Here is a 21,546-nt window from a genome sequence, read left to right as displayed (position 1 = left end):
GTCATGTGTCCAAGCGGGGCGCGGGCGAAAAGCCGCAACCGTCCAGATACCGGCGTGAGGCCGTCAGATCCTCAAGGGTACTCCCCGCATTGCGCGGGTCGCGTTCCTGTTCAAGGGTGATATAGCCGCCATAGCCGCGCGCACGCAGCAGGGCGTGAATGGCTGGATAATCAATGCACCCGCGCCCGATGGGGCACATGACACCGCGCGCGCAGGCGTCAAAAAAGCGGATTTTTTCGCCCATCACGGTGCGAAACACTTGCGGATCGATATCTTTGAAATGGATGTAATCGACGCGGTCCCAGTAGCGTGACAGCGCCTCGACAGGGTCCATGCCCGCGTAAAACAGATGCCCTGTGTCCAGACAGAGCCCCGCCTCCTCGGGCGCAAGATCGCGGGTGATTGCCGCGATTTCATCGGCAAATTCGATGTGCCCGCCCGCATGGGGGTGAATGACCGCCCGCACGCCAAACTCCTCACGTGCGATGCGCGCAATCTGGCGGATGTTGCCCACCATTCCCGCCCAGGCGGCTGCGTCCAGCCGGCGCGCGCGCGCACTATGGCCGGCCGCGAAGTCGCGCGCCTCATGCCCCCAATCCATGACCGTCAGAAAAGGCGCCGCAAAGCGCTGGCCCGCATGTTGGGGCGGGGGCGGCAGCGCGGTGATGAAGGCACAAATCTCGCGGGTTTGGCGAAGCAAACTGTCGCGGTTGCCAGAGTCCACCAGATTGTCGAAAATCGTGCCCGCCACGATGCTTAGCCCGCGCGCGCGCAGGGCATCGCCCACCTGCGTCCCCGTCAGCGGCATATAGCCATAGGGGCCAAGTTCCAGCCCGCCGAACCCCGCGGCGGCGGCCTCGTCGAGCACGTTTTCCCAAGGCGGAAGATGCGGGTTGTTCACGTCGTCCACCCCCCAGCAGCAGGGCGCACAGGTCAGGGTCACAGGCGGTGTGGTCATGGGGTGTCCTAAGCTACAGGAATGATGCGTTCAAAGGTCAGCGCGCGATGGAACGGCGTGTGAAAGGCGATGAAGTCGCGCGTATAGGCCTGGGCCATGTGGATCTCATGCGCGGCTTCATCGACCCAGGCTTCAACGAAAACCAATCTGTCGGGATCATCGGTGCAGGTGAAAAAATCATAGGCCAGACAGCCCGCTTGCGCGCGCGTGGCCGCTTGAACCGCTGGCGCGCGCGCAAGAATTTTCTCGCGCGCGCCCTCTTTGAGTTCAATCGTGATGATGAACTTGTACATGCGCTTTACCGGATGATGGTGGCTTTGAGCGCGTCGATGGAAGACTGGATTCCCGCCTCGGTAGACATGGTGAAATCTTCCATTTCCAGCGACACCCAGCCGTTGTAGCCAAGCATGCCGACGACGGAAAAGAATTCCTTCCACCACTTCAGGTCATGGCCCGCGCCCACCGCCACATAGTTCCACGCGCGGTTGACGACATCGGTCACCTCCTTGGTTTCCAGCAGCCCGTTGACATCCGACAGGCCGCGCTCGATGCGGGTGTCTTTGCCGTGGACATGGTGGATGGCATCGCCCAGAGCGCGCGCCGAGGCAATCGGGTCTGCCCCCATCCACATCAGATGCGAGGGATCAAGGTTCATGCCCACGACCGGCCCCACCTCGTCGCGCAGACGAAACAGGGTCTCGGGGTTCCACACAAGCATCGCGGAGAAGTTTTCCAGCGCGATTTTCTCGACGCCGCAGGCACCTGCATGTGTCACCAGATCGTGCCACAGCGGGAAAGCGCGGTCTTCCCATTGGTAGCGGTCGCGCTCGGGCATCTCATCGGGCCAGCTTTTGGTATAGACCAGCCAGTTGGGCACCGTATCGCCGGGGGCCGCTTCGGGAAGCCCGGACATGGTGACGATCTTTTTGACACCAATCTCGCCCGCAAGCCGGATGGTGTCTTTCATTTCCTTGAGGTGGCGCGCGCCCATCGCGCCGGGATCCAGCGGGTTGGCCGAGCAGTTGAGCGCAGCGATTTCAAGCCCGCGCGCACTGATTTCCGCGAGTTTGGACGTCAACAAGCCCTTGTCGGCCAGCAGTTCATCGGCGCGAAAATGCGGCCCGCGCGACCAGCCACCGCCAGTCATCTCGATGCCCTCGACACCAAGTGCCACGCATTTGTCGAGCATTTCGGTGAAGGACAGATCGGCCATCACATCGGTACAAATGGAAAGTTTCATCTCTGCAATCTCCTGAACAGAGGGTTATTCGAAATCGACCCACGCGCTGCCGGCATCGGCCGAGCGCACGCAGTTTTCCAGCCAGCGCACGCCTTCGGTGCCCGCGTGGATGTCGGGGTAGTGATGGGTGGCCAGAAACGCCTCGTCGCCGCGCATTTTTGCGTCGATGGCCTGGGCAATCCAAAGGTAGATGTTGGACCACGCATCGCCCAAACCCTCGGTGTGCAAGCCGCCCATGCGGTCGTATTTCAGACCCTCGGCTTCAAGATAGGGCATGCCGTGGTGCAAGATCTGGTTGGGTTCGCCCTGCACGTCGTACAGCAGCTGGTCGGGATGGCTGTCGGACCATTCCACCGAGGCCTTGGAACCCACAAAGCGATAGCGCTGCGAGCCCATATTGCCCGCGTTGACAGAGGACACCCAAAGCCGCCCGCGTGCACCGTTGCTATAGTGCGTCAGCACGGTGGCGTGATCTTCAAGCGGCGCGCGGGTCGCGATGAAGGCCTTGCGATCGCAGAGCAATTTTTCGATTTTCAGTTCGGGCAGGACGATCTCTGAGAGGTAGTAGAGATGGGTGCCGATATCGCCGAGCACAAAGGTCGCCCCCGCCGTTGCAGGGTTGGTGCGCCATTTCACCGCCTCGCCCGCGCCCACATCGTCGCCCGCGTTGAAGCCATGGGTGTATTGCAAATCGACGATGCGAATGTCGCCCAACATCCCCTTGGCCACCATCGCGGCCATCTGATGGACCAGCGGATGGCCGGTGAACCCGTAGGTAACGCCCACGATCAGGTTCTTTTCTGCCGCCAGCGCGGCAATCTCGTCGCATTCGGCCACGGTGAAAAACAAAGGCTTTTCGCAGATCACATGGATGCCGGCATTCAGCAGCGCCTTGGTGATTTCGAAATGGGTGAAGTTGGGCGTCGCCACCGAGACCACATCGACGCCATCGGCGCGCGCGGTTTCGCCCGCAATCAACGCTTGGTAGGTGGCATAGCAGCGCTCTTCGGCCACGCCCAGGTTGGTGCCGAAATCCACACCGCGCGCGGCATCAAGGTCAAACGCCCCTGCCACCAGCTGATAGGTCCCGTCGCGCAGCGCGCCCGTGCGGTGCTTATAGCCCACCTGCCCCGTGCGTCCGCCGCCCACCATGCCCCAGCGAAGAGGGCGTTGGATCGTTCTTTCACCATTGATCATGGAGCATATTCCTCAGGTAAACCCGATCAGGGTTTTGTTATGAAAAGTAAATTGAAGGTTTTTCGCACATGGATACGGGTTCGGAGCCGCCCGTTTCCACCGCCCGCAAAGCGGCATCGGCCACCAGCGTGGCGGCATAGCCATCCCAGGTGGAGGGACCCGTGGCTGTCCCCTGCCCTGCGGCAGCGATCCACTCGCGAAACTCCTGATCGTAGGCCTCGATAAAGCGCTCGCGCCAATCTTCAGGGATGGCTTGGCGGATGCCGAACTGGTCGGTGATCACGGTCGCGGGACGATTGGGCAGCGCCGCAATCCCGGTCTCGCAACTCACCTCGCCGCGAATGTCATAACCATAGGCCACGTTTACCGAAATCTCGACATCGACGATGGCGCCCGACCGCATGGTCAGCAACACCACCACAGGATCGCGCAGATCACCGCCACGGCTGGAGCGGCGGGGCACGCGCACTTCGACGCCTGCGACCTCTTCGCCCAGCAACCAGCGCGAAATATCCGCATCATGCACCAGCGTGTCATTGAGCGGCATCTCGCTGGTATAAAGCCCCTCCGGCACGCTCGCGTTGCGATGCACGGATTTGTACATCAGCGGCGCGCCCAGGGTGCCTGCGTCGATCACCGCCTTGAGGCGGCGGTAGTCGGCGTCAAAGCGGCGCATGAAACCGACCTGGACCAACCGCCGCCCGAAGGCGACTTCGGCGGCCATGACCTTGAGGGCTGCAGCTTGCGAAGTAACCAGAGGCTTTTCGCAAAACACCGGCTTGCCAGCGGCGATACAGGCCAAAAGCTGGTCCTCATGCGAGGGTCCCCACGAGCAGATCACGACCCCATCCACGCTGTCGGATCCGATCAGATCCTGCGCCGTGGCAAAGACCTGTGCCCCGGCAGGGGCGACAGAGGCGGCGCGGGTCGCGTCGATGTCGCTGACACCGGTGACGGTCACGCCGGAAAGCACTTTTGTGAGACGGCGGATGTGATCCTGACCGATCATCCCCGTGCCGATAACCCCAACGCGTAGCGTCATTTTTTGCCCCAATACATGTCGATGTAGCGCTGCATCTCGGCGCGCATGAAATGGCCGCTTTCATCCGCTTTGTCTTCCCAGGCAAAGACGCAGGCGGTCATGATGCCATCAAAGCCGATCTCGGCCAGCGTGCCGAAAAAGTCGTCCCATGGCACTTCGCCCTGACCGATATTGAGGTGCTGGTGGACGCGCGCGCTGGTGCCCGGAGGATTGAGAATATACCGCAGGCCCGAGCTTGCCTTGTGGTTGAACGTGTCCCCCACATGAACATGCGCCAGCACATCTTTGGCCTCGCGCAGCATCGCTTTGGTGTCATCGCCAAAGTAAAACGTATGGGGCGCGCAGTAGAGAAACTTGACGCTTTTCGAGTTCACCGTGCGGATGATGTCGAGCGCGGGTTGCAGGGTTTCGCACCAATCCTCGGGATGCGGCTCGACGTTCAACTGGATGCCTTCGCGCTCTAGAATGGGCACAAGTTCGTCCATGGAACGCCACCATGCGTCTTCGCAGGTCTCGATCATCGAACCGGTGTGACAGCAATAGCACGACCCCTTGTCGGGATGCGGGCCGCGCCCGAATTCCGAGTTCATCGTGTCGACTTCCAGCTCGACCGCAATCTCGATGGCGCGCTTCCAATGTTTTACCGCCGCCTTTCGCTCGGCCTCGTCATTGGAGGCCCAGCGATACATCGGCAGCAGGGAGGCGATGCCCACTTCGTTGTCTTTCAACGACTTTTTCAGCGCTTTGATCCGGTCGGGGAAGACGCGCGGCGCTTTGAACCATTCGAGGAAATCGCCGCGCGGCGAGAGTTCGATCCAGTCAAAGCCCAATTCCTTGACTTTGGCGGGCATGTCCTCAAGGGACAAATGGCGGTGCATAAAGGGGTCGATGGCGATTTTCATGGGGCAACTGCCTTTGAAATTTGGTTGCAAGAACACGGCCCCTTCCGCAACGGAAGATGGATCACCCCTTGAAAAGGGCCGTGCAGGAAAGCGTTTTGGCGTCAGGAAACGGTGGCGGCTGCGTCGTCGAGATGCGCATCGAGATCGGCAAGCGCCTCGCCGCCGGCCATCAGATCGGTGATTTCGTCGCGCGATTTTTCACCCTTGGCAAAACTGGCAGCCAATGCGCCGCGAATGAGCACCGCGAAGTGATCGCCAACGGCCATCGCGTGGGTGACCTGGTGGGTGATGAAAATCACCGCAACGCCACGCTTTTTGGCTTCCATCACGACGCGCAACACATGGCTCGCCTGTTTGACACCAAGGGCGGCCGTGGGCTCGTCGAGGATCAAAACACGCGCCCCGAAGTGCAGCGCCCGCGCGATGGCCAGCGACTGGCGCTCCCCGCCCGACAGCCCGCCAATCAGACGGTCACCGTCATCAATGCGGGTAATGCCAAATTCCTGAACCGCTTTGACAGCGACGGCATTGGCGGTCTTGCGGTCAAAAATTTTGAACGGACCAAAGCCTTTGGTGGGTTCTACCCCCACAAAGAACGACCGCCCGATGGTCATCAGCGGAAAGGTCCCGCCAAATTGGTGAACGGTCGCAATGCCGCGATCCGCCGCATCTTTGGGCCGCGCAAAGCTGACAGGCGCCCCGTCCATCAGCATCTCCCCCGAGGTGGGTTTATGCACACCCGCGAGCGTTTTGATCAGCGTCGATTTTCCCGCACCATTGTCGCCAAGCAGGCAGATCACTTCGCCTGCCTTTACCGAAAGCGAAATATCGTGCAGCACGTCAATCGGCCCGAAGGACTTGTTTACGTTGCGCAATTCCAGAACAGGATGGGTCATTTGGCGCTCCTTACTTCTTTTTCTTCGGGCTGTAGCTCAGCGCCATGTTGCGAAATGAATTGTTCATGAGCACGGCAAGCAACAACATCACGCCGATGATCAGGCTCGACCAGTTGCGGTCGATATTAGTGAAATAGATGCCCTGGTTGACCACCGCGAAGGTCAGCGTGCCAAAAAGAATACCGATCACAGAGCCAAAGCCCCCCGTCAGCAAAACACCCCCCACCACCACCGACACGATGGCGTTAAAGATGTAGTTCATCCCCCCCGAGACCTGCGCCGAATTGAACAGGATCGCGCCGCACATCCCGACGAAACTGGCCGATGTAGCCGAGAGGACAAAAAGCCAGACGGTCATGCGGTCGGTCTGAATGCCCGCGTTGCGCGCGCTGGTTTTGTCGCCGCCCATGGCGAACAACCAGTTCCCGACGGGGGTCATGTGGATGACAAAGGCATAGCCCCCCACCATCGCCACCCACCACAGGATGATGATCTGGTAGCTGCCGCCCAAAAGCGTGCCAAACACCGCTTTGGCCCAGTCCGGCGCGGCCAGGGCGACCGAGGCGTTGCCCGTCAGCAGCACGGAGGCCGACAGCACGAGGCCCTGCATGGCAACAAGGGTGGCGAGCGTGATGATCAGCGAGGGCACGGAGGTTTTGATGGTGAGATAGCCGTTCACCAGCCCCACAACCACCCCAAGCCCGAGCGATACCGCGATGCCGACGAGGATCGGCTGGCCGTAGTAGCCCGACACCACCGCGATGCTCATCGACCCTGCAGGGATCATCGCGCCGATGGAAATGTCCAGCTCGCCCGCGATCATCAACAGTCCCACAGGGAGCGCCACGATGCCAAGATTGGCCGCGAAATTAAGCCAGCTTGCCGCCCCCAGGAAATTGCCCAGTTTCACACCGCCAAAGAGCACGAAAAAGGCAGCAACGGCGATGAGACTAAGGGCAGCGCCCGCTTCGGGGCGGCGCAGCAAAGCGCCAAAGGAAAAGGAAGTCATCTTGCGGCCCTCATGTCTTTTTCTTGCTGGTGTAGGACAGTGCCATCTGGCGGAACGTGTCGTTCATAAGCACCGCCACAAGCAGAAGCGCGCCAATGATGATCGAGCCGAAATTGGGGTCGAAACTGGTGAAATAGATGCCTTGGTTGACCATCGAGAAGGTGATGGTGCCCAAGACAATCCCCAGAACCGAGCCAAAGCCCCCCGTCAACAACACGCCGCCGATCACCACACACATGATCGAATTGAAAATAAACGACTGCCCGCCCGCAACCTGCGCGCTTTGGTAGACCATGACCTGGCTCACGCCCACAAAGGCGGCGCAAAGTCCTGAAAGCATAAACACACCCACAGTGAGACGTTCGGTCGGAATGCCCGCATTGCGCGCCGAAATCCGGTCACCGCCAAGCGCGTAGATCCAGTTGCCGATGGGGGAAACATGCAGGATGTAGGCCACCACTGCGACAAAACCCAGCCACCAGAAAATCGTGATCTGAAACATGCCGCCGACAAACTGGCCCAGCAGGGCTTTGGCCTGCGGTGCGGGCTGAAGGGAGGCTGAGGTCGAGCCGGTGACCATCACCGACAGGCCAAGCGTCAGCCCCATGACCGCAAACATCGTCCCGATGGTGATGATCAGCGATGGCACCGCCGTGCGATTGACCAGCGTTCCGTTCACAAACCCCACAGCCAGCCCGAGGCCAAGGGCCGCGATCACCGCCACCCCGTCCGGCAGGCCGAAAAACCCCGCGATGACCGCGACCGTCAGGGAGGAGGCCGGAATGATCGCGCCGATCGACAGGTCCAACTCGCCCGCGATCATCAACAGGCCGATGGGCAGCGCAACGATGCCGATTTCAGCGGCAACATTCAGCCAGCTCGCAAAGCCTGCGGGCGATACGAAGACCTGCCCGGCGGCTAGGACGAAAAACACAAAGACAGCAATCATCCCCAGAAACGACCCCGCTTCGGGACGTCTCACAAGGCGCGCAAAAGCGCTTGAAATCCCTTGGCCGAGACGTGCTGTAGGCGCTGTGACAGGGGGTTGAGTGGCAGAAGCCATTGAATTTCCTCGCTTTGGAAAAGTAAGCGACCGGACCGTTGCCCTCCGTGGGTACTGATCCGGTCGCAGTCCTGTCGGCGGCCCGCCCGAGGGCGCGCCGCACAACGGATGCGTGCAGACAGAAGAAGCCCCTAGCGGGTTCCGGCCTTTACGCCCTCAAGCGTGCTGTCAACGTTGGACGCATCCACGATGCCCGGACCGGTGAGAATCTCGCGGGTCGGGATCGACAGGCCGTAGTTGACGTAGCCATTCAGGATCGACACAGCCAGATACCCCTGCATGTAGCCCTGTTGATCAATGGCAAAAAGTTGCTTGCCGTCCTTGATACTGTTGAGGATCGTTTCGTCCATGTTGAGACCGCCGACTTGCACAGTGCCGGTTTTCCCCGACTGCATCACGCCGTTGATCGCCGCGTTGGTATCCCCTTGGCCAATGGTATAAATCCCTGTGACTTCAGGATGTTGCAGCAAATAGGCCTTCACCGCCTGCGCCACGGCCGTCGCGTTCCCAAAGGAGGTCGCGGGCAGTGGCAAAACCTCGCCAGTGCCGCCTGCCGCCGTAATCCCATCGACCATACCAGAGCAGTTGTCCTCGATGTTGGACGTGCCCGGCAGGGAGTTGATGCAGACCAGCGATGTGAGGCCCTGCTCGGCAAAATAGGTGCCAGCGGCCTTGCCGTTTTCATAGTCGTCCGAGCCGATGTAATTCATCGCGCCCAGCTTGTCGGCGGCCTCGATGCCACCTGCGTTGTAAATGATCAGCGGAATGCCGGCATCGACCACAGCCTCGAAAGCAGGGTCCATCGCATCGGGCACCCAATCGGGGCCCACGATGGCATCTGCGCCCTGCGCAATCGCCTGACGGATCAGTTCCGCGGCATCGACGCCGAGATTGTCGTAGTTTTGCGGCCCGAGCCAGGTGACGGAGCCACCCTGAGCTTCAGCGACCAGACCCGCATCTTCGGCACCGCGCTTGACGATCGACCAAAAAGGATCGTCGGGCTTGCCGCCAACGACAAAGATATCTGCCGCCATCACAGCCCCAGCACTACAGGCCGCGACCATCGCGACGGCGGAACTTGTGGCTATGCGTTTGAATTTATTCATATGTTACACCTCCCTAGCGCCTTCCTCCCCCGGAAGACTCGATGACAAGGTTCTACGTCATGGCCTGATTTAAAAAAACACAAAAAAATTATTAATCTTGCAATAGTATCATTTTGTGTCATTCATTGTGATACAGATTTTGCGCGAAATACAAGGATAATGCCGATGAAACGCCCGACGATTGCCAGCCTTGCACAAGAAGCCGGTGTCTCGATCGCCACCGTTAATCGTCTGCTTTCCGGCCACTCGAATGTGAAAGCAGCAACCGCACAACGCATTCAAATTGCAGCGGAAAAGATCGGGTTTTACGGGCTCGGCACCATCGAGGACCAGATCAAGAAAAACGCCCCGACCTATCGGCTTGGTTTTTTGTTGCAGCAATCATCGCGTGACCTCTATCAACTGTTCAGCCGTGAAATCACCGCCGCCTGCCACCGCCGGCAACTCGATATCGTAGAGCCCGTCATTGAGTTTGTTGATACGTTAACGCCAGAAAATATCTCTGCGCGTCTTTTGTCGCTCGGTGAACGCTGTGACGCGGTGTCGCTGATCGCGGCCGATCATCCCCAAATCGGCCAGACGATCCGCACCCTGTCCGAGCGGGGCATCCCCGTCATTCCCTATATCACCGATCAATCCGCCCCTGAACGCGCCGCCTTTGTCGGCACGGACAACTGGAAAATCGGGCGCACGGCGGCATGGCTTATTTCGCAAATGACCAATGAAGAGGGCCATATTGCCGTTTTCCAGGGGAATCCGCGGTATCAATGTCAGGATGTCGCCGATGCCAGTTTCCGCTCGCTCATCCGCGAATATGCGCCGCATCTGACCGTTGCCCAAAGCCAGGCGACCAACGAAGAACCGGATCGCGCCTATGAAATGGTGCGCGATCTCTTGCAGACCGAGGACAAGTTGCTGGGCATATTCATTGTCGGCGGCGGGATTTCGGGGGTGCTGCGTGCGCTGCGTGAAATCCCTGTTGCGCGGCGCAAGTCCATCAAGCTGATTTGCCGCGACATCGGGCCCGAAACACGCCGCGGCCTGTCGGAAGGGTTGATCACCGCCGCGCTGGCCCACCCGTTGGAACCGACCTCAAATACCCTCGTTGCGACGATGATCGAGGTGCTCAACAGCGGCGCAAACAGCGGCGCGCAAGGCGCCACCATCCATCGCACGGTCCCCTTCGAAATCATCACGCCCGAAAATATCTAGGGCGTGCGGCGTGCATGGCGGGAAACTGGAGCGGGTGACGGGAATCGAACCCGTGTCATCAGCTTGGAAGGCTGAGGTCTTACCATTACACAACACCCGCGCCGTGTGGGCTTTAGCTAATCGAAGCCTTCGGCAACGTCAAGATTGCCTGTGCAGCTTCTCGCGCGTGAAATTCAATCCGTCCGTGGACAGGCCAGTTCAGGCCTATTCAGGCCTGTTCAGCTCGCACCTGCCCGGTGCGAATAGCGAAAGGTGCCGGTCGCCGTCGCCAAAAGCGCGCCCTGTGCATCCTTTACCTCGGCCTGGGCAAAGAACACGTTTTTGCCACCGCCCACACGCCGCCCCTCCGCGATCAAAAGCTGCCCCTGCGGCCTCCCGATAAAGCTGACGTTCATATTCAGGGTCAGCGCATGTTGCGGGCGGTCGATGGTGCCGGTGAAACAGCCCGCATAGCCCATCGCCACATCGAGGAGCGAGGCATGGATGCCACCAAAGGGCAGCCCCTGACGATTGAGGTGATGCGCCTCAAGGGCCAGTTCGAAGCGCGCGAAATCCGTCTCCCATGCGACCAGCCTGATCCCCAAATGCGCCTGAGCGGCTGTTTGCGTGTAGAGTTGGCTCAAATCGGGTGCAGTCATGACGCAGTCTCTTTCGCAGCGGTGAACCCCGACCCTACCCCAACCCCGCGCGGGGTCAACGACACCAAAAGGGCGCGCCTTGCGGCACGCCCCTCGTTTCTGGCAAAAGCCGGATCGCTTATTTGACGATGGTGATACGGCCATCGGTGTAGGGTGCAACCGGACCATTGGCGATCATGTAGTCGCCCAGCACATCGGCCAGATCGGGGCCGAAATCATAGACGTTGTCGGCATCGACAAACATCGAATAGCCGTCACCGCCGTTGCGCACGTAGTTGTTGGACACCAGCAGATAGGATGTGGCTTCATCAAGCGCTTCCCCCGCGATCATCACATCAGAAATCCGCTCGCCTGCGGGTTTCGTCAGATCGACGGTAAAGGTCATGCCCGCAACTTGGGGGAAACGGCCGCCGCCCTCTTCAACTTGGCTTACGCCGTTTTCAAGCGCGGCCTTCACCGCCGCCCCGTCCACTTCGAAGGTGGCCAGCGTGTTCTGGAACGGCAACACCGTCAGCACTTCGCCCATCGTGACTTCGCCTGCGTCAATCGACGCGCGCAGCCCGCCGCCATTGGTGATGGCAGCCACCACGCCCTGATCCGCCACGCGGTCCAGCATGGCATCCGCAACCAAATCGCCCATCGGGCATTCCATCGCGCGGCAAACCTCGCGCGAGCCGTCGATCATATCGGTGGTTTCGGCCACGACTTTGGAGCGGATTTCTTCCAGCGGCTGGGCCAGTTCGGTGATGCGGGCCACGGTGGCCTCATCCTCGGTCACGGCCGCATCCATGATCAGCGGCGCGCCGGTGGCCGAGGTGATATTGCCCGCGTCGTCGAACACAACGTTCAATTCGCCCAGGAATTTACCATAGGCATAGGCGGACACAATCGCGGTGTCGTTCACCATCGTCGGATAGGCGCCCTCGGCCCCCTCCATGTCGCCCAGCAGGGTGTTGGTGTGGCCGCCGACGATCACATCGACGCCGGTGGTGTTGGCCGCAACTTCCTGATCCACGCCGTAGCCCGAGTGCGACAGGACGATGATCTTGTTCACGCCCTCTTCGCTCAGCTTGTCAACTTCGCCCTGAACCGCTTGGGAGGGGTCGGTGAAGATCACGTTCTTGCCCGGCGAGGACAGCTCGTCGGTGTCTTGCGGTGTCAAACCGATCAGGCCGATTTTTTCGCCGTTCTTTTCAATGACGGTGGATTTCGCCAGTTTACCCGCCAATTGCGGCTCGCCCGACACATCGGCGTTGGACATCAGAACGGGGAAATCGACGGCCTCCATGAAACCGGCGAGCACTTCGGGGCCATCGTCGAATTCGTGGTTGCCCACGGTCATCGCGTCATAGCCAAGCTTGTTCATGAACTCGGCAGCCATTTTGCCTTTGTAATAGGTGTAAAACAGCGTGCCCTGGAACTGGTCGCCGCCATCCACAAGGATCGAATTATCGGTTTGGGCGCGCGCCGCCTCAAGCGCGGTCACAAGGCGCGCCGTGCCGCCAAAGCAGTCGCCTGCGGTGTTGTCTTCGGCTGAACAGGTCGAATCATAGGCCGAGACCGGTTCGAAACGGGCGTGGAAATCGTTGGTGTGGAAAATGGTCAGCGAATAATCTGCCGCCGCAGCGCCTGCGCTGAGCGCCAGAACAGCCGTGGAAGTGAGAATACGATTGAGCATGGGCTGCCCCCCTTGTTGATGAATGACGCAATGCTGGACCAAAATTGACCATCAAGTCAAAGCCGAGCTTGGACCTTGTGCTATTGCCCCAAGGTAACGCCCATATGACGCGAGCCGCTTGACCAAATAACGGGCAACGGGCATCACACGCCCCATGATTGCACTCAAAATTTTCCGCGCCGCCGAATGGCAGGCTTTCGAGGCCACGGGCACGACCATGGGCGCGCCCGTGGATCTGGCCGATGGCTATATCCACATGTCCCTTCCCGATCAGGTCGCGCAAACCGCCGCCAAATGGTTTGCAGGCGAAGACGGGCTGATGCTGCTCGGGATTGACACCGACGCCCTGGGCGCGGCCCTGAAATGGGAACCCTCGCGGGGCGGGGCGCTATTCCCGCATCTCTATCGTGCGCTGACCATGGCGGATGTCACCTGGGTGCGCGAGATGCCGCTTTTGGCAGATGGCACTCACGAAATCACACTGTAAGAACAGGATTTTGCCCATGAGCCTTGTTGAACAAATCGGCATGAAAGTGCTGCGCTGCCTCAATCCTGAACACAGCCACCGCCTTGCACTGACCGGCCTGCGCGCAGGGCTTGCGCCTTTGCCCGGTCCGGTGACATCGCCGCGGCTGACCACCACTTTGGCGGGGCTGACCTTTCCCAACCCTGTGGGGCTGGCCGCGGGCTTTGACAAGAATGCCGAGGCGGTAGCGCAACTGGTGCGCGCGGGCTTCGGGTTCGTCGAAGTCGGCGCCGCCACGCCGCGCCCGCAGAGTGGCAATGCCCGCCCGCGTCTCTTTCGCCTGAGCGAGGACCGCGCGGTGATCAACCGCTTCGGGTTCAACAACGACGGGGCCGAGGTCATCGGCGCGCGGCTGAACCGCGCGCGCCCGGCGCTGCCCGCGCCCCATATCCCTGTGGGGTTGAACTTGGGTGCCAATAAAGACAGCGCGGATCGCGCCGCCGATTTCGCCTCTGTGCTGCGCACCTGTGGCAATGGCGTCGATTTTGCCACCGTCAACGTGTCCTCGCCCAACACCGAAAAGCTGCGCGACCTTCAAGGTGCCGAGGCCTTGCAAGCGCTTTTGGCCGGCGTGATGGACGCGCGCGCGGGCCTGGATCATCACGTGCCCGTTTTCCTGAAAATCGCGCCGGACCTGAGCACGTCAGAGATTGCGCAAATCGCCGAGGTCGCCGTGGCCGCCGGTCTGGACGCGGTCATCGCCACCAACACCACCCTCTCGCGCGAGGGGCTGAACTCGCCCCACAAGGACGAGGCGGGCGGGCTGTCCGGCGCGCCCTTGTTTGAAAAATCGACCCGCGTTCTGGCGCAGCTGTCCCAACAGCTCGACGGGAAAATCCCCCTCATCGGTGTGGGCGGCATTGCCACCGCCCAAGAGGCCTACACCAAAATCTGTGCCGGGGCCTCTGCCGTGCAACTCTATTCCGCGATGGTGTATCACGGGCTGTCGCTCGCCCCGCAGATCGCGCGCGGGTTGGACAAATTGCTGGAAGACGACGGGTTTACCTCTGTGGCCGATGCGGTCGGCTCCAAACGCGGCGACTGGCTGTAAGGCGGCGGGCGTTACACCGCGGCGCGCTCCAACGCAGGGTAGCGCGCCGCGAGGGTCACAGCGCGCGCAACGTAGCTGACAAGCAGGGCCATCCACAGCCCGTGATTGCCAAACACCCCCATCAAGGCATAGGCGGCGGCGAAATAGATCGCCGCCGACAGCGCCGCCATATTGCGCATATCGCGCGAGCGGGTGGCCCCGATGAAAATCCCGTCGAACATCCAGCTCGCCAGCCCGACAAGCGGGGTTGCGATCATCCACGGCAGGAAGGCGCGTGCCTCCTCGCGCACCTGCGGCGCGGTGGTCATCAGGTCGATGATCCGCCCGCCAAACAGGCCAAAGGCCAGCGTGAGCAGCAGCGCGCCGATCAGCCCCCAAAAGCTTGCCAAAAGCGCGCCGCGCCGCAAGGTGCCCCGATCCCGCGCGCCCAGCGCCTGCCCCACGATGGCCTCGGCCGCAAAGGCAAAGCCGTCCAGCGCAAAGGCGGTGATCGACAGAAACTGCATCAGGATCTGGTTCGCCGCCAGCGGCACATCGCCAAAGCCGGAGGAAAAGAAAGTAAAGCTGACCATGATCGCGAGCAGAAACAGCGAGCGGATCAGGATATCGGTGTTCACCAGCGCCATGCGGATCACGCGCGCGCGCTCAAAGACGCGGGGCCAGTCGCGCCATGCGCCCCGCGCAAAAGCATCGCGGCACAGCCACAGGCCCAGAGCGGCGCCCATGACCTCGGACATGACGGTGGCCCCCGCCACGCCGCTGACACCCCAGCCAAGACCAAGCACGAACCACAGGTCGAGCAGGATGTTCACGCCGTTCATGACCAGTTGCAAGATCAGCACCGCGCGCGTGCGTTCCAGTGCAATCAACCAGCCCGTCAGCCCGTAGACCGCGATCGCCGCCGGGGCGGACCAAACCCGCACGCCGATATAGTCGCGCGCAAGGGTTTCAACCGCCTCGGATGCGGGTGCGAGCGCGAAAGCTGCCGCCATGATCGGCCCTTGAAAGGCAATCAGCACCAGCCCCGCGAGGGCAGCGATCATCACCGCGCGCGTGAGCAGCGCCGACACTTCGCCCGCATCGCGCGCACCCTGCGCCTGCGACACCAACCCCGTGGTCCCCATGCGCAAAAAGCCGAAAATCCAGTAGATCGAGGCCAGGACCGTTGCGCCGACGCCCACGGCCCCGATGGGTGTCGCAAGGCCCAGCTGGCCGACCACCCCCGTGTCCACCGCGCCCAGAATAGGCACGGTCGCATTGGCCAGCACGATCGGCAGCGCGATTTTGAGAACCCGCGCATGGCTCAGCCGGATCGGGGGCGTTGTCATGGCTCAACCCTGCGTGCGTGACTGGTCGGGCATCAGGAAATGCCCCGTTGCCTGCGCAAAGGGGCGCGCGCGATTGTCCTGCCACGCCTCCATCCGCACCGAGGCATAGCGCCGTCCCGAGCGGGTCACAAAGGCCCGCGCATAGGCGTCTCGCGGCAGCCCCGTGCGCAGGTAGTCCACGGTGATGTCGATGGTTTTGGGCAGGTTCAGCGGCACCGCATCGGGGGGCGTGCCGCCCTCGATCTGGGGCCAGACTGCCGCCCAGCCCAATTCGATGATCGCCGTGATTTCAAGAAAGGCAGCCGTGGCCCCGCCATGCAGCGCCGGAAGCGCGGGATTGCCAATCAGGCTTTCCTTGAAGGGCAGAATGGCCGTCAATTCATCGCCGCGCCGATCAAACTGCACACCCATGAAATTGATGTAGGGCACGCGACCGAGCAGCGCCGCAAGGGCCGCATCGCGGCGCGATTTGATCACTTGCACGGGTTCGGGCGGCTGGCGGGTCATGCGGTGTCTCCGGTCTTGTGCGCTGTCGGCGCACGGCCCACCGTAAAGGCCCCTGTCGCCGACGCCACAGGTGTCTCGGAGGTGCCGTCGTTGGCGGTGGCGCGCACAAAGGCCACCGTGCGGGTGACATGATAGCATTCGGCCTGCGCGGTGATTGTTTTGCCCGGCACCGCCGGACGCATGTAGTCGATCCGCAGATCCAGCGTGGCGGTGGAAATGCCCGCGCGCGGATGGCTCATCACCGCCGCCCCCGAACAGGTATCCATCAAAACCGACACGGCCCCCCCGTGGATGACGCCGGTTTCAGGATCGCCGATCAGCGCCTCCTGATACGGCATCGCCAGAACGGCCTTCCCGTCACCAACCCCCTCAAGCGTAATCCCGAGTGCGACACAATGGGGCAAAGCCTGCACGAATTGCTGCGCGAACGCGACATGGTGCCCTGCCTGCCCTGCCTGCCCGGCCTGCCCTGCCTGCCCGTCGCGCGGCAAGGCACCGCCCGCGTGAGGCGCGTCATCGGTTGGCTCATGTGGCGGCTTTGGGGGCAGCTTTCGGGGCATGGTTCGACCTTTTTTCATTATATTACCGGTTGCGTCAGCCGATCCGGTGCTGCGTCTGTTTTAGCCCGCGCACAGCAAGGCGCAAGAGAGCGCGGCGCAAGCCCGCCGGCACCGGGGTGCGCAAGAAACGCAGCGGCAGTTTGCCGGGGCCGCCGCCAGCCCCTTGATTACGCCCGGCTTGCGCCCCTAAGATGGACGCAAATCCGATGCCCGTCGTCCGCGCGGCGCGCATCCCGTGGAGGACCGGATGAGCGACGAGCGCCTGACATTCAAAGAAATGTGCACCCACTTCGATGTGACCCCGCGCACGCTGCGCTATTACGAGTACATCGAGCTGCTGACCCCTGAAAAAGAGGGCCGCACCCGCTTTTATACCCACCGCGAAATTGCCCGCATGACGCTGATCCTGCGCGGACGGCGGTTTGGTTTTCCCCTCGAAGAAATCCGCCAGTGGCTCGAAATCTACGAACAACAGGGCACGACGGCCCAAATGCAGACCTGGGTGCAATATGCGACTCGTCAACTTGAGGCCCTGCACAAGCAGCGCGACGAGCTGGACGAGACCATCGCCGACCTCACCCGCCTGCGCGACGAAAGCGCCGCGCAGATCTAGACGCAACGTCAAAAGCGCAAAACCCGCGGCGCGACCCGATGGCGCCGCGCCCGGACCGCGCTGGGTGGCGGCTTTTGGATCATCCCCCGATTGCGACACTGCCCTGCAAACCGGCCTCGAATCGCCGCTCAAAGCGCTTCGGGGCCGGTTTTAGGCGCATGGCCAACAGGGTTCTTGGCAAAAAAGCCCCCGACCACACATTCAAAAAATTGCGCGTTACCTATGGGAAGTTTGCAAAGATTTCGCCATTTGCCTTCTGACGCCACGTTACATTTACACTCCCGCCAACGTTACTTGTACGATGGTCTTCAAAGCATCACTTGCGCCTTCACAGACTGCGGGCTTTCCCCAAGGTCAGCAAAGTTCAATCCGGCCACGCCTCCCCGCGTCTGCCGGCAGCGGAGTGATGATATGACTGACGACCTGATGACCATTCGCACCATGTGCGAAACCTACGATGTAACCCCCCGGACGCTCCGGTTTTACGAGGCCAAGGAATTGCTGTTCCCGATCCGCGAAGGCCAGAAACGTCTGTTCACCAAGCGCGATCGCGCACGGCTGACCCTGATCCTGCGTGGCAAACGCTTTGGCTTTTCGCTCGAGGACATTCGCCAGCTGCTCGATCTGTACGATCTGAAGGCCGACCAAGGCGTGGCGCAAATTGAAAAGTCGCTCGAACTTGGCCGGACGCGTCTCGACCAGATGCAGGCCCAGCGCGACGAGCTGGCCCGTGCGATGGACGAGTTGCGCGACCAATTGGCGGCAGGCGCCCAACGCCTTGCCACACTCAAGACCTCGCAGGCCGCCTGAGTTCGCTCGGGCACCGGCTTTCGTGGAGAATTTTTAGGGAGAGAAAGCCATGCCAACCTATACGGCACCGATCAAAGACACACAGTTCATCCTGCATGACGTCTTGCAAGTGAGCACCCAGAGCATCGACGGCTACGCCGACCTTGAGCCCGAGTTCACAGCCGCGATCCTCGAAGCGGCGGGCGCACTGGCCTCGGACGTGGTGGCCCCGCTCAACCTGCCGGGCGATCGCGAAGGCTGTCGCCTTGAAAACGGTGTCGTTCACACGCCCAAGGGCTTCAAAGAGGCCTTTGATCAGATCCGCGAGGGCGGCTGGCCCGGCCTCGACCTGCCCGAAGAATTCGGCGGGCAAGGCATGCCCTATCTGGTCGGCACCGCCGTGGGGGAAATCTTCTCCGGCGCGAACCAGGCTTTCACCATGTATCAGGGGCTTACCCACGGTGCGGCAAGCGCGATCCTTGCCCATGGCTCAGAGGCGCAAAAGCAAACCTACCTGCCCAAAATGGTGTCCTGTGAATGGACCGGCACGATGAACCTGACCGAGCCGCATTGCGGCACCGATCTGGGCCTCATGCGCACCAAAGCCGAACCGCAAGATGACGGCAGCTACAAGGTCACCGGTCAGAAGATCTTCATCTCCGCCGGTGATCACGACATGTCGCAAAACGTGATCCACCTTGTGCTGGCGAAAATCCCCGGCGGGCCGGACGGGATCAAAGGCGTCTCGTTGTTCATCGTGCCGAAATTCGTGGTGAACGAAGATGGCTCGCTTGGCGAGCGCAACGCGGTCAGCGTTGGCGCGCTGGAAGAAAAGATGGGCATCCACGGCAACTCGACCTGCGTGATGAATTACGACGGGGCGACGGGATTCCTGATCGGCGAGATGCACAAAGGCATGCGCGCGATGTTCGTCATGATGAACGAAGCGCGACTGGGCGTTGGCATGCAGGGCCTCGCCCAAGCCGAAGCCGCCTATCAAAACGCCGTCATCTACGCCAAGGACCGTTTGCAGGGGCGCGCTGTTACCGGCGCGCAGAACCCCGCGGGCCCCGCTGATCCGCTGATTGTCCACCCCGACATCCGCCGCTCGCTGATGGAGCAGAAAAGCTTTATCGAAGGCGCGCGCGCCTTTTTGCTGTGGGGGGCGTCTCTGATCGACGCGAGCCACCGCGCAGGAGATGCGGACGCCGAAGGCTTGGTGTCGCTGATGACGCCGGTGATCAAGGGCTTTTTGACCGACAAGGGGTTCGAGGCCTGCGTGTTGGCCCAGCAAATCTACGGGGGCCACGGCTACATCGAGGAATGGGGCATGTCGCAATTCGTGCGCGACGCCCGCATCGCCCAGATTTACGAAGGCGCAAACGGCGTGCAGGCGCTTGATCTGGTGGGGCGCAAGCTGGCCCAATCGGGCGGCAAATACGTCATGGCCTATTTCGAGATGGTCAAAACCTTCTGCAAAGACCACGGCGACGCGGAAATGGCCGATTTCGTCACCCCCCTCAAAGCGGCATCGAAAGACCTGCAAGCGGCGGGCATGTTCTTCATGCAAAACGGCATGAAAAACCCCGATGCAGCCCTCGCTGGATCGTATGATTTCATGCACCTGTTTGGCTACGTCTCCCTTGGGCTCATGTGGGCAAAAATGGCAAAAGCGGCGCAAGAGGCCCTTGCCGTCGGCACGCAAGACAAGACGTTTTACGAAACCAAACTCGCCACCGCCCGCTTTTATATGGCGCGCCAGTTGCCGATGACTGCAACGCTGCTCAAACGCATCGAAAGCGGCGCAGACCCTGTCATGGCATTGGACGCCGACGCGTTCTAAGCTGGCTCATTCGGCCCCGCCACACCCGCGGCGGGGCCTTTTCAATGGGCGCCCCGATCCCCGCGAGGTCGCAGCTCTTTCCCTGCCCCGAGCACCTTGCGTCAGCCCCGCAAAGCGCCGGTTTCAAAGGACGCCATGGCAGGCTTGCAACGATAAACGCCCTTATTGCCGTTGAAACCCTTGCAGAATTTCCCCGCCTGCGGTCATACCGGTCCCCAGAAGCCGAACTGGAGTAACCCGTGCCCAAACGTTTTCGAATGACCCGCCGCTTTCCCGTCGCCATGACGGAAGATGGCTATCGCAGACTGAAATCATTCGCTCGCGACGCAGGTCTGGACGAAGGCGAAGCGCTCTCGTTCGTTTTCGAGAACTTCAGCTCGGTGATGAACGAAGAAAAGCTCGAGCACAGGTTGCGCCTGTTTAATTCTGAACTGGACGCGCGCAAAAAATAACGCGCCCCGCGCGGGGTCATGTTGGGATCTGGGTATTTTTATCCGAAAGAAACGCAAAGGCGCGCCTTTCTTTCCAGAGTGCATTCCGACTGCTGCAGTCGTGCCCTAAACAAGCGGGTCGCTTCTCCGCCCGCAGCCGGAATGGCTTCTCTCGGAGCGGTCATCGGCTCCCCAGCCTGTACCGCATTTAAATCTTGGCGCATTAACCTTAACGTAAGGTAAATAGCTTCAGGTTTCTTTCGGATAAAAATACCCACTTCAACGGTTTCAATCAGGAGCAAGGCTATGGCGGTTCAACTCTACTGTTTTGGTGAAAGCGGCCATTCCTATAAGGCTGCGTTGACCTTGACCCTCTGCGGCATCGACTGGGCCCCTGTTTTTGTCGACTTTTTCAACAGTGAAACCCGTTCAAAAGAGTTTCGCAAATTGAACGTGATGGGCGAATGTCCGGTGCTGGTCGAGGGCAGTCTGGTGCTAAGCCAATCGGGCGCCATCCAGACATGGGCGGCGGATGAAACGGGCAAGCTTGGCGGCCAGACCAGCGCGCAGGCACGCGAGGTGCTACGCTGGCTCTTGTGGGACAATCACAAGATGTCTTCGCTCGCCGGCTCCCAACGCTTTTTGCTGAATTTTCTCCATGAAGAGAAACGCCCCCAAGAGGTCATTCGCTGGCAGGCAGGCAGGCTCGAAGCGGCGCTGGGCACGCTCGACGCGGCGTTACAGGGCCGCGAATTTCTGGTTGGCCGTGACGTAACACTCGCGGATCTCGCGTGTTGTTCCTATCTTTTTTACGAGGAGCCATTCGGGTTTTCCCGCGCCGACTGGCCAGCGATCGACCGCTGGCTTGATCGGATCGCGGGGCTGCGCGGCTGGGCACACCCATACGACATGATGCCCGGATCTCCCGCCGATCGCGCGTGAGGTGGGGACAGGAGG

General features: G+C 61.1%; 23 protein-coding genes and 1 tRNA gene. 8 read left to right on the top strand and 16 right to left on the bottom strand.

Annotated elements, in window-relative coordinates:
• Window position 1: 1 nt before the first annotated feature.
• The 10 genes from AQS8620_RS15730 to AQS8620_RS15685 all read right to left on the bottom strand — a co-directional run bounded on the left by AQS8620_RS15730 (window position 2) and on the right by AQS8620_RS15685 (window position 9,413).
• Window positions 2-958: a TIM barrel protein gene (locus tag AQS8620_RS15730; RefSeq protein WP_085837973.1), complete on the bottom strand. Its 957-nt coding sequence runs from the start codon at window positions 956-958 to the stop codon at window positions 2-4.
• A gap of 8 nt (window positions 959-966) precedes the next feature.
• Complete coding sequence (locus AQS8620_RS15725; protein ID WP_085837972.1) at window positions 967-1,251, bottom strand: putative quinol monooxygenase; 285 nt, start codon at window positions 1,249-1,251, stop codon at window positions 967-969.
• A gap of 5 nt (window positions 1,252-1,256) precedes the next feature.
• Window positions 1,257-2,198, bottom strand: coding sequence for a sugar phosphate isomerase/epimerase family protein (locus AQS8620_RS15720; protein WP_085837971.1), 942 nt, complete (start codon window positions 2,196-2,198; stop codon window positions 1,257-1,259).
• 24 nt (window positions 2,199-2,222) lie between these two features.
• On the bottom strand, window positions 2,223-3,395 hold the full coding sequence (locus AQS8620_RS15715) for a Gfo/Idh/MocA family protein (RefSeq protein ID WP_085837970.1): 1,173 nt from the start codon (window positions 3,393-3,395) through the stop codon (window positions 2,223-2,225).
• Window positions 3,396-3,432: 37 nt separating this feature from the next.
• Window positions 3,433-4,437 carry a Gfo/Idh/MocA family oxidoreductase gene (locus AQS8620_RS15710; protein WP_085837969.1) on the bottom strand — a complete coding sequence of 335 codons (1,005 nt, stop codon included), beginning with the start codon at window positions 4,435-4,437 and terminating at the stop codon, window positions 3,433-3,435.
• Entirely contained in the window at window positions 4,434-5,339 is a 906-nt protein-coding gene (locus tag AQS8620_RS15705) for a sugar phosphate isomerase/epimerase family protein (RefSeq protein ID WP_085837968.1), read from the bottom strand. The genes AQS8620_RS15710 and AQS8620_RS15705 overlap by 4 nt, the downstream gene beginning before the upstream one ends.
• 101 nt (window positions 5,340-5,440) lie before the next feature.
• Window positions 5,441-6,235 carry an ATP-binding cassette domain-containing protein gene (locus AQS8620_RS15700; protein ID WP_085837967.1) on the bottom strand — a complete coding sequence of 265 codons (795 nt, stop codon included), beginning with the start codon at window positions 6,233-6,235 and terminating at the stop codon, window positions 5,441-5,443.
• Window positions 6,236-6,245: 10 nt separating this feature from the next.
• Entirely contained in the window at window positions 6,246-7,244 is a 999-nt protein-coding gene (locus AQS8620_RS15695; RefSeq protein WP_085837966.1) for an ABC transporter permease, read from the bottom strand.
• Window positions 7,245-7,254: 10 nt separating this feature from the next.
• Window positions 7,255-8,307, bottom strand: coding sequence for an ABC transporter permease (locus tag AQS8620_RS15690; RefSeq protein ID WP_085837965.1), 1,053 nt, complete (start codon window positions 8,305-8,307; stop codon window positions 7,255-7,257).
• Between the two features lie 131 nt (window positions 8,308-8,438).
• Window positions 8,439-9,413, bottom strand: coding sequence for a sugar ABC transporter substrate-binding protein (locus AQS8620_RS15685; protein WP_085837964.1), 975 nt, complete (start codon window positions 9,411-9,413; stop codon window positions 8,439-8,441).
• 165 nt (window positions 9,414-9,578) lie between these two features.
• On the opposite strand from AQS8620_RS15685, the gene AQS8620_RS15680 reads away from it, so the two are divergent.
• The gene (locus AQS8620_RS15680) at window positions 9,579-10,625 is read left to right on the top strand and encodes a LacI family DNA-binding transcriptional regulator (RefSeq protein WP_085837991.1); all 1,047 of its coding nucleotides are present in this window, start codon (window positions 9,579-9,581) and stop codon (window positions 10,623-10,625) included.
• A gap of 26 nt (window positions 10,626-10,651) precedes the next feature.
• Here AQS8620_RS15680 and AQS8620_RS15675 read toward each other — a convergent pair.
• From AQS8620_RS15675 to AQS8620_RS15665, 3 genes are all read right to left on the bottom strand, one after another.
• Window positions 10,652-10,725, bottom strand: a tRNA-Gly gene (locus AQS8620_RS15675).
• 118 nt (window positions 10,726-10,843) lie between these two features.
• Window positions 10,844-11,263: a PaaI family thioesterase gene (locus AQS8620_RS15670; protein ID WP_085837963.1), complete on the bottom strand. Its 420-nt coding sequence runs from the start codon at window positions 11,261-11,263 to the stop codon at window positions 10,844-10,846.
• A gap of 118 nt (window positions 11,264-11,381) precedes the next feature.
• Window positions 11,382-12,941 carry a bifunctional metallophosphatase/5'-nucleotidase gene (locus AQS8620_RS15665; RefSeq protein WP_085837962.1) on the bottom strand — a complete coding sequence of 520 codons (1,560 nt, stop codon included), beginning with the start codon at window positions 12,939-12,941 and terminating at the stop codon, window positions 11,382-11,384.
• A 154-nt stretch (window positions 12,942-13,095) separates the two neighbouring features.
• Here AQS8620_RS15665 and AQS8620_RS15660 point away from each other — a divergent pair, with 154 nt between their 5' ends.
• Window positions 13,096-13,428, top strand: a complete 333-nt coding sequence (locus AQS8620_RS15660) for a DUF952 domain-containing protein (protein ID WP_085837961.1) — start codon at window positions 13,096-13,098, stop codon at window positions 13,426-13,428.
• A gap of 16 nt (window positions 13,429-13,444) precedes the next feature.
• Window positions 13,445-14,518, top strand: a complete 1,074-nt coding sequence (locus AQS8620_RS15655; protein ID WP_085837960.1) for a quinone-dependent dihydroorotate dehydrogenase — start codon at window positions 13,445-13,447, stop codon at window positions 14,516-14,518.
• 11 nt (window positions 14,519-14,529) lie between these two features.
• Here AQS8620_RS15655 and AQS8620_RS15650 read toward each other — a convergent pair whose 3' ends face one another.
• Genes AQS8620_RS15650 through AQS8620_RS15640 form a run of 3 tightly spaced genes read right to left on the bottom strand, consistent with a single transcriptional unit; the run spans window position 14,530 to window position 16,913 of the window.
• Complete coding sequence (locus AQS8620_RS15650; RefSeq protein WP_085837959.1) at window positions 14,530-15,846, bottom strand: MATE family efflux transporter; 1,317 nt, start codon at window positions 15,844-15,846, stop codon at window positions 14,530-14,532.
• Window positions 15,847-15,849: 3 nt separating this feature from the next.
• Window positions 15,850-16,353: a PaaI family thioesterase gene (locus tag AQS8620_RS15645; protein ID WP_085837958.1), complete on the bottom strand. Its 504-nt coding sequence runs from the start codon at window positions 16,351-16,353 to the stop codon at window positions 15,850-15,852.
• Window positions 16,350-16,913, bottom strand: coding sequence for a PaaI family thioesterase (locus AQS8620_RS15640; RefSeq protein WP_085837957.1), 564 nt, complete (start codon window positions 16,911-16,913; stop codon window positions 16,350-16,352). Before AQS8620_RS15640 ends, AQS8620_RS15645 begins: the two co-directional genes overlap by 4 nt.
• 247 nt (window positions 16,914-17,160) lie before the next feature.
• Between AQS8620_RS15640 and AQS8620_RS15630 the strand changes: the two genes are divergently transcribed.
• From AQS8620_RS15630 to AQS8620_RS15610, 5 genes are all read left to right on the top strand, one after another.
• Window positions 17,161-17,526, top strand: a complete 366-nt coding sequence (locus AQS8620_RS15630; protein ID WP_085837955.1) for a MerR family transcriptional regulator — start codon at window positions 17,161-17,163, stop codon at window positions 17,524-17,526.
• A 411-nt stretch (window positions 17,527-17,937) separates the two neighbouring features.
• The gene (locus tag AQS8620_RS15625) at window positions 17,938-18,336 is read left to right on the top strand and encodes a MerR family transcriptional regulator (protein WP_085837954.1); all 399 of its coding nucleotides are present in this window, start codon (window positions 17,938-17,940) and stop codon (window positions 18,334-18,336) included.
• 49 nt (window positions 18,337-18,385) lie between these two features.
• Entirely contained in the window at window positions 18,386-20,158 is a 1,773-nt protein-coding gene (locus AQS8620_RS15620; RefSeq protein WP_085837953.1) for an acyl-CoA dehydrogenase C-terminal domain-containing protein, read from the top strand.
• Window positions 20,159-20,397: 239 nt separating this feature from the next.
• The gene (locus tag AQS8620_RS15615) at window positions 20,398-20,610 is read left to right on the top strand and encodes a hypothetical protein (RefSeq protein WP_085837952.1); all 213 of its coding nucleotides are present in this window, start codon (window positions 20,398-20,400) and stop codon (window positions 20,608-20,610) included.
• Window positions 20,611-20,895: 285 nt separating this feature from the next.
• Entirely contained in the window at window positions 20,896-21,531 is a 636-nt protein-coding gene (locus tag AQS8620_RS15610; protein ID WP_085837951.1) for a glutathione S-transferase family protein, read from the top strand.
• The last annotated feature ends 15 nt before the right edge of the window (window positions 21,532-21,546 follow it).

Source organism: Aquimixticola soesokkakensis (assembly GCF_900172375.1).
Classification (GTDB): domain Bacteria; phylum Pseudomonadota; class Alphaproteobacteria; order Rhodobacterales; family Rhodobacteraceae; genus Aquimixticola; species Aquimixticola soesokkakensis.
Note: the sequence above shows the minus strand (reverse complement) of the source record. Positions and strands in the feature narration are given on the sequence as shown.